14 protein-coding genes are annotated in these 12,433 nt (G+C 41.1%); 10 read left to right on the forward strand and 4 right to left on the reverse strand.

Annotation, left to right across the window (positions count from 1 at the left end; genetic code table 11):
- The first annotated feature begins 804 nt into the window (after nt 1-804).
- Entirely contained in the window at nt 805-1,272 is a 468-nt protein-coding gene (locus OGX75_RS16140) for a hypothetical protein (protein ID WP_001074470.1), read from the forward strand.
- Between the two features lie 400 nt (nt 1,273-1,672).
- Here the strand turns inward: OGX75_RS16140 and OGX75_RS16145 are convergent, their stop codons facing one another.
- Nucleotides 1,673-2,356, reverse strand: coding sequence for a RipA family octameric membrane protein (locus tag OGX75_RS16145; protein ID WP_142512182.1), 684 nt, complete (start codon nt 2,354-2,356; stop codon nt 1,673-1,675).
- Between the two features lie 533 nt (nt 2,357-2,889).
- Here OGX75_RS16145 and OGX75_RS16150 point away from each other — a divergent pair.
- Nucleotides 2,890-3,486, forward strand: coding sequence for a hypothetical protein (locus OGX75_RS16150; protein ID WP_036406482.1), 597 nt, complete (start codon nt 2,890-2,892; stop codon nt 3,484-3,486).
- Between the two features lie 22 nt (nt 3,487-3,508).
- Nucleotides 3,509-3,865, forward strand: coding sequence for a hypothetical protein (locus OGX75_RS16155; protein WP_036406479.1), 357 nt, complete (start codon nt 3,509-3,511; stop codon nt 3,863-3,865).
- A gap of 187 nt (nt 3,866-4,052) precedes the next feature.
- On the opposite strand, the gene OGX75_RS16160 is transcribed toward OGX75_RS16155, so the two are convergent.
- Nucleotides 4,053-5,735, reverse strand: a complete 1,683-nt coding sequence (locus OGX75_RS16160) for a hypothetical protein (protein ID WP_286451715.1) — start codon at nt 5,733-5,735, stop codon at nt 4,053-4,055.
- Complete coding sequence (locus OGX75_RS16165; RefSeq protein ID WP_032082908.1) at nt 5,732-6,784, reverse strand: nucleoid-associated protein; 1,053 nt, start codon at nt 6,782-6,784, stop codon at nt 5,732-5,734. The genes OGX75_RS16160 and OGX75_RS16165 overlap by 4 nt, the downstream gene beginning before the upstream one ends.
- A 386-nt stretch (nt 6,785-7,170) precedes the next feature.
- Between OGX75_RS16165 and OGX75_RS16170 the strand changes: the two genes are divergently transcribed.
- From OGX75_RS16170 to OGX75_RS16190, 5 genes are all read left to right on the forward strand, one after another.
- Nucleotides 7,171-7,791 (forward strand): recombinase family protein, encoded by a 621-nt coding sequence (locus OGX75_RS16170; protein WP_001267010.1) that lies wholly within the window; start codon nt 7,171-7,173, stop codon nt 7,789-7,791.
- Between the two features lie 217 nt (nt 7,792-8,008).
- Nucleotides 8,009-8,236 (forward strand): DUF2188 domain-containing protein, encoded by a 228-nt coding sequence (locus OGX75_RS16175; protein WP_000513895.1) that lies wholly within the window; start codon nt 8,009-8,011, stop codon nt 8,234-8,236.
- A 200-nt stretch (nt 8,237-8,436) separates the two neighbouring features.
- Nucleotides 8,437-8,889 carry a hypothetical protein gene (locus tag OGX75_RS16180; protein WP_000566735.1) on the forward strand — a complete coding sequence of 151 codons (453 nt, stop codon included), beginning with the start codon at nt 8,437-8,439 and terminating at the stop codon, nt 8,887-8,889.
- A 476-nt stretch (nt 8,890-9,365) separates the two neighbouring features.
- Nucleotides 9,366-9,617, forward strand: coding sequence for a hypothetical protein (locus OGX75_RS16185; RefSeq protein ID WP_012133525.1), 252 nt, complete (start codon nt 9,366-9,368; stop codon nt 9,615-9,617).
- The gene (locus tag OGX75_RS16190; RefSeq protein WP_012133524.1) at nt 9,614-9,829 is read left to right on the forward strand and encodes a hypothetical protein; all 216 of its coding nucleotides are present in this window, start codon (nt 9,614-9,616) and stop codon (nt 9,827-9,829) included. The genes OGX75_RS16185 and OGX75_RS16190 overlap by 4 nt, the downstream gene beginning before the upstream one ends.
- 20 nt (nt 9,830-9,849) lie before the next feature.
- Here the strand turns inward: OGX75_RS16190 and yczR are convergent, their stop codons facing one another.
- Complete coding sequence (gene yczR / locus OGX75_RS16195; protein ID WP_286451457.1) at nt 9,850-11,277, reverse strand: MocR-like transcription factor YczR; 1,428 nt, start codon at nt 11,275-11,277, stop codon at nt 9,850-9,852.
- Nucleotides 11,278-11,363: 86 nt separating this feature from the next.
- On the opposite strand from yczR, the gene yczE reads away from it, so the two are divergent.
- Together yczE and OGX75_RS16205 are read left to right on the forward strand one after the other, a co-directional pair.
- The gene (yczE, locus tag OGX75_RS16200) at nt 11,364-11,978 is read left to right on the forward strand and encodes a membrane protein YczE (RefSeq protein WP_012133522.1); all 615 of its coding nucleotides are present in this window, start codon (nt 11,364-11,366) and stop codon (nt 11,976-11,978) included.
- Nucleotides 11,979-12,057: 79 nt separating this feature from the next.
- Nucleotides 12,058-12,411 (forward strand): DUF1428 domain-containing protein, encoded by a 354-nt coding sequence (locus tag OGX75_RS16205; protein WP_012133521.1) that lies wholly within the window; start codon nt 12,058-12,060, stop codon nt 12,409-12,411.
- Nucleotides 12,412-12,433 lie beyond the last annotated feature (22 nt).

Consider the following 12,433-nt stretch of genomic DNA (forward strand, 5'->3'; position numbering starts at 1 on the left):
GGTTATAGTGGTAGTACTACAACAGTACTGTACCACTCTCGATAGTACCGTCCAGCACAAAATCTTGCAAGGTAACGTGTTTCAATAGATTTGTTATTATGTTTATTGATTTTTCTTTTTTATATCCTGCCTGACCGCAAGGTCGCATAAATTTATGCACCACTTAGAAAGTACATGAATACTTCTAAAACAATTTACGAATGTATCAGTAAGAAAGTACAAAGATACTCGCTAAATCATCTAATAATGTACCAGTTAAAAAGTACAAAGATAGTGCCTAAATGATATATGATTTTTTGACTTGAATAGTAATGATATTGTCAAGAAAAAGTTGCAACTATTCCTTGATTGGGGCAATTTTGCCCGTTAACATATAGCCAATCGAACATAAACAGCAGCCGTAGGAGGTTAACCATGAGATGAATTTTAATTTAGAGGAGTGACAAAATGTCAAAGAAAAACGGTAAAATAAAAACAAAAAATAAAATCAGGACTAATAGGAAGTCATTGAACAAATCAGTTCGAAAGAAAGAAAAGGTTAATTTCATTCAACTAACATTCTCTCAGTACGAGAATATCCTACTAAGTGATATGACAAGTGCTAGGATTTGTAATTTACTTAAAGTTAATTGCGATCAAGATTTCATTAGCAATTTACGCAAAAATAAAGTGCCAGAGTATAGTGAATGGTTCAAGAAGGTACGTGGAGTATAACCCCACCCATTTTCTTCTTAAATAAAAAGCCTGAGTATTAGGAATACATCAGGCCAATATTAATTAACATCTTCCATAGGGATATTTATCATGGCAAAAAAAGAAAGGATTTATAACAATAAAAAGTTAGAAGAAGCACTAAAACGTGTTACTTACAGTGGCCTAACATCAGAAGCAACTCTAATAATTAACCAGACGATTCAAGAGTGTAAATCATTGGGAAAGTACAAGTTACCTGTTAAAGATGTCTTCTACATCGTCAAACACGCTACAGAGCTTTCAAAAGTACAGGTTAAGTATTATCTTACCTTAACCCGTTCAGATCAGATGAAGAAATTTGCAGCAAGTGAATCATCTATCGAGAAGTACAAATTAGCCTGTACTGCAGTTGCTAAAGCATTGGATAAGTTTGTAGAAGAAGGTGGTACGCTATGTGGACTAAAGAAAGCATTGCCTGGTAAGCCATTAACCGACGAACAGAAGAACGCAGTACAGGAACTATTGAACAGTAATGCCTCAGCGAAAGATCTGATTGCATATCTACGAACCATTGTTTAATCGTACCTATAACCGTAACTTAAAACTAAGAAATACGGTTATCATGATTATTAGTGAATTATTATTCAAATAAAAGTCCGTAAAATCAGTAGGTTATTCTTGTTTTATGCAGTGGGGTGAATAACCGTAACTTAATATAATATTGCCTTTCACCTGATATTTTGAATGTATTAGCCTTACTGATATTCAGTATCTAAAGAGCCTAACTTCGCTTTGCTCGTTAGTCTCTATAAAAACCAAATATCAGATCGTAACTTTGCGTTTTTCTCGCAGTACTCGAAAGCACGCCAAAGCCGTTACTCGCTTTCGCTCAAACAGATAACAGTACTGACAAATGAAGTACTCAAAGTGTTTTTAGGTCGGATTATCAATTTACAAGGGGCATCAAATGCCCCCATGTTTATGATTTTATGTAATTAGGATTTCTGAATCTAAAGAATCGTGGTGATTCTTTATCATTGTTCGATATGTCTGCAACAGTTTTATCGCAGTAATATAATGTCGTTCCAGTGCTATATATGATAAGGATAATATAAGAGACATTTAATACCATGCTTTGATTCCATATCTGGTGCATGGAAAGTATAAAGCAAGCGTACCATATAGCTATAATTAGCTTGCTTAGAAATATATTAATCTTAGTGACTGATGGGCGTTTGGTTCTATGGTTTTCGAAGAAGAAAAGTTTATAAAGGTTTCCTGTGACATAATATTCAATTTTATCAATTATAAACTCCCAGTTTTCTTGCCAATACTTACTACCGATATTCACATAACAAAAACATAAAGCAAAAACAGAACCAATGATCGCAAGTGCAGGGGCTAAGAAAGTATAGTTGTTATGGGTGAACAAATAACCAAATGCAGCTGTTATTACAGTGAAGAATGCGAAGAAGTATGTAGCACGCTTCCAATAGAGATCTATTTCAAACTTTCTTATGTCGTGGGCTTTATCAAGTGCGAGGGTGATTTTTTTATGATCAATTGAATCTTGAATAATTGGACCTTCACAATCAATAAATTCTGCGAAAAAGTCCTTATCTTCTGGTCTTATTTCAATAACTTCTTTATTATTCTCGTCCATAATCAAATCGCTTTAGGATAAAACGGAAGTATACAAAGAATTTATTCGTTCTGTATACTACGAGAAAGTACTCCCCCTTGCTAATGGGTAGGTTTGTTGGGTGTGAGGGGGAATACTCAAAACGGCAGTTCTTCTTGTCCACAAAACCAACCATCTTCATGAAGCCTGGCAATTCATCTTCCCTCGCCAGATAAGCTAACCCTTCCAGTACTGACCAGAGCGAAGCGACTTCGATCCGATTTATCCCCCTCCATGATGGTGTTCCCGACAAAACGCACAAGAAGCCCCCCTGAAAGCGATTTTAGCCAAAGGCTGAAATCCCAAGCCATATGCGATAAAGAGACCTTAGCGGTTTTCTGAGGGCGTTTAAACGGCAGACCCAAACCATACTTCTGGTGTTTCCGAAGTACTGACCAACGTCTGATCGTTTTTACCTATTGATTTGCCTTCAATTAATAGATATTGATAGATTTAACCGATCGAAAATTAAAAATTGATCGCTTTAATCGATCAATGTATTGCGAAGTGATACTATGATTGCCTTTGATACACAACGTTTGAGGGATTTTATGGCCGGGCTTGTCGTTTTCATCATTTGTGTGATCCTTGCAGTACTTACTTTCAGGAAAGTTTCAAACTATTCCAGAAATAAAGGTCGGGGAAAGTTCCGTACTTTGATTACGTCGTTAGGCATGAGTTTTATTGTCTTTGTCGTTTCGGTAGGTATCGGTTCCGGGGTTGTTTCACAAGATAAAAGTACTGATGCAAAGGCTTCAACGTCTACCAGTACTGAAAAGGCCAAAACCAATGTTTATAAATGCGATAAGTTCGATGCAATAATACAAACTCGACAGGGAACAAAAAGCGATTCAGGTTACTATTCAGATAAAGGAATTTTAATTTATTATACTATATCCGATAATGAATTAATCAGTCGAATGCCAATTCCCGGCGATAAAGATAGTGTGTATACTGCTAAATTCAACAAGATTGCAGCAGATGGTTCAAGGAAGTACGGAAATTCGTCAAGTAATTATTTTGTATCTGTACTTAATGATAATACTATAAAAGTAATTGATGTTGAATTTAACCATAATGCAACCATTACACAAATTTGTTCTAAACAATGATTATATTCAAGGGGAAGAACAGATGAAAAGAGCATTATCAGTACTGTTGTCGATAGTTCCATTAACCACAATTGCGGCTACTATTCCTGACGGTAAAACTGAAAAGCCGTTCGTAATTGATGGGGAAGTTATTTGTTTGAAAGAAATTCAGAAGCAAATCACCCCTTATCTCAAATCTTTTGAAGAAGAAAGCGGGGTTAAGTACAAGTACAATGTTAAATCTGGTTTATCGTACAAAGATACTGTAGGGCTGCGGTTACAGATCAATCGTGTGGATTCGGGGTTGGATATGCGTGTTGCGGATCTTGATTACTACTGGTTACAGGAACGCGGCAGCCTGTGTCAACCAACATACATGGTAGTTGATCGTTCTCAATGAGCACGGGCTAGATAAGGTCGCGGAAGCGGCCTTCGTCGAGGACAATTGAAACGCCGATAACATTACTGGCCTTAAACAAAGAAAATTATAAAATTATAGTTTTCTTGCTTTTAGTGCTAAAAGTAAAGGAATCGTTTACGCAAATAAAAATAAAGGCTATTTTTTTCTACACGAATTAAAATATCACTTAATTTGTATTTAGATCTTGATTTTGAAATTTCTGCTTTGTATTTTGTGGCTGTGGCTGTGGCTGTGGCTGTGGCTGTGGCTGTGGCTGTGGCTGTGGCTGTGGCTGTGGCTGTGGCTGTGGCTGTGGCTGTGCTTTTACCTCTTCTTCTAATTTATTACTCGGTGACATATTATTATCTAAGCAAAACAACCCCAATACCACTATTGCAATAACAGCATTAAAACTATTCCAAATAATTGAAAATCTTTTCCGTCGGGACTCTATATATGCAGTGTCATCTGCTTTTAATTTTTCTGTATTAATTATGTTATTTAAATCGTCTTCATTAAGAAGATCTTTATATCTGTTTTTGATTGTGTCATAACGGCTGAGTAATCTATCTTTTTCTTCCAATACTTCTTTATTTGTAAAATACCAATAGACAACAGAGAATAAAATAAACACCAGAGTTACAACTAGAGTTTCTAAGGTTACAGTTCCTCTATAACTATTGGATGTGATTATCTTAATGAGAAATACCGAAATAAAGAATGTTATAATACTCCAAAAACTAGTTTTGAAGGTGGAAAACATGTTTTTAGTAATGTCAGATGCTTTGTCTGATTGCCCAACGAGAAACTCAGAAATTTTATTTTTTATTTCAATGTATTGCTTTACATTATCCTTAAGGTAAATGTCATAGCCCGATTCTATGGACTTTAATGTGCCATGATTTATCGATGTCATACTCTTATCCACCATATGAATGGATATTATATTTCGAGCAAGACCAATTTTATCTATGAAGTTGCCGCTATTATAGACCCACTTGTAAATATCGAAAAGCTCACTTGTACTGTTATTGCTCATGTCTTTTATTGCAATAACTTCACTGATTAGTCTATAACCTTTGAATTTATAATCAATATATAAATCATTACTATCATTCTCAACTGAAATTTCAGATGTATCAGCGAGATAAACAATGAGAAAAGTTGTTAATAGAGAATCAAATGTGTTTTTTATATCAGAATGACAAGACCCTGAAGGGGACAGGAAAAAATCATCGGGAATGAATTTATATTGTGAATCATTTATGAAATGGCAGCTTTTATTTCTTTTTGAGATGATGGAATCCCGGGCTATGCTGAGAGTATTAGAACCAACCAAATCTTTTTGGCTAACAAATTTGATTGTTTCACTACCAAAGGAGTTAATGTCGTCCCAGACATTAAAAAGCAACTCCTTATGTAGATCAAAGCAGTTAAGATATGTCAGAATACTGGATACATTCGCCCCAAAGACATTTTTGATGAAATTATCAAAGTTAAATATATGTATTTTATTGTCTTTATCTAAGGCGATTTTTTTATCAATAGAAATGCAAATAATAATGGTATCATCAGTTTCTGAAAATTGAATAGCATTGTCAATTTTATCTTTAACTTGTTGAAGAACACTACAATATTCTGGGGAAATAAGAAGGGTGAATGAATCACAAGTCTCAAACTTAAAGTCAATTTCAATATCTAGATTGTTAGCTATGACTTCATTTGTTAATTCTTCCACCCGTTGAGAATAATCTTGATGGATAGTAGTTTCTAAAATACGATATTCAGCCTTAAATAAATGAAAGTTGTCGCAAGAAGAAACTTCTTGCGATGGCATGAATAAATCGGCTATTTTAGATACTATATTCATACGTTATCTTCTTTTCCTGCACTAAATTCTTCGTAACCAGTATCTGAGTAGATTTTCAGATATTTACCTAACGCATCTGATTCGGGAACAATTTTTTTACGGAAATCAGCAACTTCCCCGTTGATTCTTAATTCAATGTTGTCTGACAAAGCTATTGTTTTCTTTATTCTAGCACGAATTACATTTGGTTCTAATTGAAATTGCCTATCAAATTTCGAGTTTTTATGATCTGGTAATGCTTTAAATTTCTCGATTATTTGGTCGAAACGTTCATCAATAGCTGGGCTTTCTGGCTTATGTGAACGTACTTTCTCTACTAATTCATCGTATGCAAATTGCTCATTGTTTCTAAAGTAAGCAATAATGTCATTACGCATATACCAATAATCCACGGAAGAGTGCTTTTCTACTTCCCTTTTAAGAAAGTTTTCAATTGAACCAAACGCATTTTTTGTATTAAGTTCAGAACTTTGAAGTTCTACAGTACTGAGGAAGTTTTTCCACCAATATTCACTAATTGAAGCTCCACTATCCGATATAAGAATCTCTTCAACATCGTATGTGTTGCTGAAGCTAACTAAACATGATTTTTGGAGCCTTTGACGATTAAGAGGAAGTCCTTTTTTGATTTTTGACTCTATCTCATCAAAAAAATCGCTATGTTCAATTTTAAGTATTACGAAATTGAAATTATTGTCACGAGAAAGTAGTAAAATTAATAAGGCTCCTTTTTTAATTTTTTTCTTCATAGCCTTAATTTTATCTTGAGCATCTATTTCCACGGACAAAAGTTTTTCAGCAATTCCAAGTGTTCTCTTGTCCCACTCGTTTTGATCATTAACAAGCACGTTAAGATGAGCAGGGACAAATTCTTCTATTGCTCTGAATTTAAAGGATTTGCTGCGAGTATTTTCTAGTAACTCATCTAACAATTGGCCGCAATACTTCTGAAAATCGCCCTCACCGTGTTCAAGGTCTACCCTACTTGCTTCTGCCTGTTCTACGGATATGTTAAACATTGCGTGTGATATAACTTTAAGTTCACTCATTGCTGATAAGTCCTTATAAGAAATCAAATCACAGCACTGGTTATTCATACAGTATATTCCGAATGAATCTATCTACCAGCACCTTTACAAAAAATTAGAAGAGGTTGTCACTAACATAAACACTGCCGACTGCGATACATCTAATTAAACATGAAAAATTCTCTATAAGCCAGACAGTTAGCTCGATTTGTCTATGCGTAAATGGATATTATTTCATTGGAAATAGTAACTTATTGTTATTGATGTGCAGTATTCCTAGTGCATCATATGTATACCTCAAGCAGACCTGCACAGATCTTCATTCAAATTGGTTCATTAAATGGATTTTACAACATAAAACAGACTATATATAATGAACCATATAAAACAGACTGATGGTGACTATCATGCGTGTATGGGCATATCTAAGAGCATCGACGAAAGAGCAAGATGCGGATCGGGCATTGAAAGAGTTGGAGGCATTTGCTCATTCACATGATCTAAAAATATCCAAGTACTTTAAAGAAAATGAATCAGGTGCAAGCCTACAGCGTCCTCAATTGTTTTTACTCTTAGATATCGCGGAACGTGGCGATATTCTTCTCTGTGAGCAAATAGATCGTATAAGCAGACTTACCGCAGAGGACTGGAAAACCTTACGAGGATTCATCGAGTCTAAAGGGATCAGGGTTGTATCGTTAGATTTGCCTACGAGCCATCAGCTTTTGCATGTTCAGGATGAGTTCACCGCACGTATGTTTGAAGCAATGAATTCTATGATGCTCGATATGTTGGCGGCAATCAGTCGCAAGGACTATGAAGATCGCCGCAGACGACAAAAGCAGGGTATTGAAAAGGCCAAGAAAGAGAAAAAGTATCGTGGTCGTCCAGTCGATGAGAGCTTGCATCATAAAGTACAAGAACTGCTGTCTGACGGTAAAAGCTGGAGCAAAATCCAGGCTTTGATCGGTTGTTCAAGAGCTACTATCGCAAAGGTGGCTAAAAACTCGTCTCTTACAGAAGAATAGTGGGTAATAAAGGGCAGAGTATGCCAGCACTGCCAGATTATGAACAGATATAGCGGTATAGGGTTAAGGAAGGGTACTTACAGTTTTGTAGTAAAAGAATCCTTTCGATATCTATCCATGTTTTGTGATGAAAATCAATTTAAGCACAATATGTAGTATTGAATGATTGGTGATGTCACTATATGCTGATTTTTCCATGGAAATAGAGGGTTCGATAATGGGTAAAGATCAGCATGTTGTTCCTCATGATGGAGGTTGGGCCGTCAAGGGGGCAGGAAACAGTAAAGCCACCTCCGTTCACTCAACAAAGCAATCTGCGGTGGACGCTGCAAGAGGGATTGCTACAAATCAAAAAAGTGAGCTTGTGATCCATAACAAGGATGGCAAGATTGCGAAAAAAGATTCTCATGGCAACGATCCTTGTCCGCCAAAAGACAAGAAGTAGCCCTAGAGGGGCTTAATCGCCCCTTTTAAATTTTTACCGAACAAGAGTTATGAGAGTGCAACACTACTTAGTTTCGTGTGGTGACTAATATTTCATTCGACGTCATTATTAAAGTGAAATTTAGTTAATATGTTATCTTGCTATCTATACCGTTAGGTTATTGTATGTTTGAGCGGATATTAACCAACTAGGAAATCTCGATGATAGACAATCTGTGTTATGAGTTTTTCCGAGAGTTTGCACGCTATGAGTACTGTCTAAAAGCCACTGGTTTTCGATTCAATACCAGAGATGCTAAAGCAAATTGGGATATGTACGCTATGGCGGTTACTCATGTCTTTGAGTCACCAGAAGATCCTGAGCTTAAAGCTGCAATCGAATATTTTTTAAATTTCCCTCCCAAAAAACAGGTTGTTAATGATGGTGTGCTTGCATGGGATCAGACTCCCATTGAAGAAAAAATCATCGCAAAAAAAATTTTAATCCTGATACGTCGTGTAAGGAACAACCTCTTTCATGGCGGTAAATTCAACGGTGAATGGTTTGAACCTGAACGCAGTGAGGCTCTAATGCGGAATGCACTTATTATTTTAAGAGCTTGCGGGGAAAGTCATCATGAAGTAAGCAAAGCATATGGTGGCATAGCCTGTTAAAGATGTCTTTGAGCCATCCTTTTCTTACGCTTTCATCCAATTCAAGATTTAGCATTCGCTTAACGCATATCAGATAAATGTGGACTCCCATTGCTTTACATAGGCTACCGTCATGCTGGTGCTCAATGTAAATCTTATGACTCTCATCCTACTTCCCCCGACACGTTACCTTGCAAGATTTTGTGCTGGACGGTACTATCGAGAGTGGTACAGTACTGTTGTAGTACTACCACTATAACCAATTGATTAACCAACACAATTTAGTACTAATGGCTGATGGCAGGGCCCCACCAATTCTGCCGTCCGGCAACCTCTTCATTTTCCTCCTCTTGTCATATTAACGTCATTATTTTGTCATCAAATGCTGGCAGAGTGTTATCGGGACGTTATTAATCAGTTTGTGCCCTGATATTCACGCGGTGACGATAGCTGTGTCGCACACGACGTGTTTTGCCTGTTTACAAGGACTCTTTACGATGGCTACTGCTGTACTAAATGTCAAAATCGATGAGACGTTAAAAGAGAAGCTTCGCCATTATGCCGAAGCAAATAATGAGAACTTAAGTATCACCACAGAAAAACTGCTGCTGATTGCATTTGAGGCCGCAGAAGAGGCGGGAGTCTCGGCGAGTGATATCGACAGTCAGCATACGGAAGAATCCGTAGATGAGCCGCTTACTCCTAAAGAAATCAAAGCATTACGCAGATTACTCAAGAAGAAAAAATGAAACAACAACTCTCAATCGCCAGTAATTATGGCGAAGCCTGCGAATTACTGCGTTCCGGCTATGTGAAGCATGTTCGTCTTAACTGGAATGTTGGTAGCGATGAATTCTTTCGTATTGCCTCCGACTGGTGCGATGCCGGGGCAAAAATAAAGAAAGACGGCGAGAACTTCATTATTTCCCTGAAAGGTTTCCCCGTCCCACGCCAGCAATAAAACGACGATGACAGGCCATATTAGATAATTTTGCGTATTTTCCCTGCGCTGTTTTGTGAGCGCAGGTTGTCCCATATCGGCTGTAATGTCTGAAAAGCCGATCGCAGTGTTTCATCCGGCAGGGTGAACGGCATACGTAAGAAACGATCAAACGCACCCGCGAGACCAAAACGCGTACCGGTGCCCAGTTGAATCCCTTCGCTTTCGGCGCGCGTTGCAAAGAGCGTGGCCAGCGTGTCGGGTAACTCCACCCAAAAAGAGAGCCCGCCCTGCGGCTGCCTGAAGCGCCATTCAGGAAAATGCGCGTGCATCAGTTCACAACACAGGTCGCGTCGTTGGGACAGCAACTGCCGTCTGTCAGGAAGAAAGCTGGCGGCATTATCAAGCAGCCAGCCGGTCGCTAACTGCTCCAGTACCGGCGATCCTAAATCAAACGTATCCCGGGTTTGTACCAGCGCGGCGATTGTCCGTGATGAGGCGCGAACCCACCCCAGACGTAACCCGCCCCAGAAACTTTTTCCTGCCGATCCCAGCATAATAATTGGCGCGTCGGCGTTGTAATGCGCGAGTGGGGGCGGCGGCGGGGCGTCGTACCACAAATTAACCATCGTCTCGTCCACAACCAGCGTGGTATGCGTTCTGGCGGCAATATCCGCGACCGCTTGCCGCGTGGCGGCATCCATACAGCGCCCGGTGGGATTATGGAAATCCGGCATCAGATAAGCCATTCTCGGCGCGGTCTGCGCAATGGTCGCCATCAGACCGGCGGTGTCCCAACCCTGTTCGGGCAATGAGACGCCAACGGGGCGACAGGAGGCTCCCTGAATTGCGGCGATTGCGAGCGGGTAGGTCGGGTGATCCACCACCACGCGATCGCCTGGGCCCGTCAGGAGTCGCAGGAGCAGCGCCAGCCCGCTCACGGCGCCATTGACCACCATGATTTCATCAGGGCGGGTTGGCAAGCCGCGCTCGCAATAGTGCCGGGCGATAGATTCACGTAAAGAGAGCAAGCCTTGCGGCAGATACCCGGAACTCAGCAGATGCTGCGGCATTGCGCAAAGCGCCTGCTGGTAAGCCTGGTGAATTTCAGGGCCTGCGCTGAGCGCGGCGGTAGAGAGATCCAATGCCATATTGGCTCCGCCGCGCGTGGGCACAGGGTGGATGGCATCCGGTAAGATCACCCGCGAGCCGCTACCCTGACGGCTTTCCAGATAGCCTTCTTCCCGAAGTTGCGCTATTGCGCTGGCGACGGTTGTTCGGCTGATCTTCAATACGGCGGCCAGTTCGCGTTCGCCGGGCAGTCGGCTATCGAGCGCCAGTCGGCCATCAAGAATCAGCAGGCGCAGGGCCTCCGCCAGCTGACGCCAGACAGGAGTACGTGAGGGAGTCTCCTGCCAGTGCCCAAGCAGGCGCTGAAGAGACTGGCTTCCATAGCGGCGTGATGACATAGCAGTCCACTTTTTTAAAACTGGACATTAATCATAGTGCCAATTGCGGTGAAGATGAAAGGTATCTGAACGGGGAGAATGGAAGAATGCTGCGTCGTCTGATTCAACTGTATACCGGTCTGGCTCTTTATGGCGTATCGACTGCAATGTTTGTGCGTGCGGACTTAGGGGCCGATCCGTGGAACGTTTTCCACCTTGGCGTGGCGAATTTGCTGTCAATGAACATTGGCATGGTGATTATCGCCGTTGGCGTGCTGGTGTTATTACTGTGGATACCGCTGCGTCAACGCCCGGGCCTTGGCACCATCAGCAACGTGATCGTTATTGGGCTGGCGGCGGATGTTGCGCTGGCCGTATTGCCCGCTTTTGAGTCGTTGCTTGTCCGCAGTGTTCTGTTGATCTCCGCTGTAGTGGTCAACGCGCTGGCGACCAGCATGTATATTGGGGCCGGTTTCGGCGCAGGCCCGCGAGATGGCCTGATGACCGGGATTCACGCGCGCACCGGTTGGTCGATACGCGCCATCCGTACGGCGATTGAAGTTTCGGTATTGCTGAGCGGCTGGTTGCTGGGGGGGACGCTGGGCGTCGGTACGGTATTGTATGCGCTGGCTATCGGGCCGCTGATTCAGATCTGCTTGCCGTGGTTTCGCTATCAGCCCCGGGCCCGCATTCGGGTTCGTCATTCGCCCACAGCAGAGTAACGCGATGGCGACTAGACTTAACAACGACTGACGCGGCCAGAATTGGCTTGCCGCGCAGTACGCTTCGGAGGTTTTTCTCATGAAGTATGTTGATGGTTTTGTGGTTGCCGTACCTGCTGAAAACAAGGAGGCGTATCGGGAAATGGCGGCAAAAGCGGCTCCTCTCTTTAAAGAGTTTGGGGCGTTACGCGTCGTTGAGTGTTGGGCTGATGATGTGCCGGATGGCAAATTGACCGACTTTCGCATGGCGGTGAAAGCGGAAGATCACGAAGAGGTGGTGTTTAGCTGGATTGAATACCCTTCGAAAGAGGTTCGCGACGCGGCGAATCAGAAAATGATGTCAGACCCACGAATGAAGGAGTTTGGCGATGCCATGCCTTTTGATGGCAAGCGCATGATTTACGGCGGATTCTCTCCCATTCTGGATGACTGAAGCGGCAGGCTGTGCGGCGTGC

It is taken from the genome of Citrobacter sp. CK199 (genome assembly GCF_030333285.1).
In the GTDB taxonomy this organism is placed as follows: Bacteria; Pseudomonadota; Gammaproteobacteria; order Enterobacterales; family Enterobacteriaceae; genus Citrobacter_B; species Citrobacter_B koseri.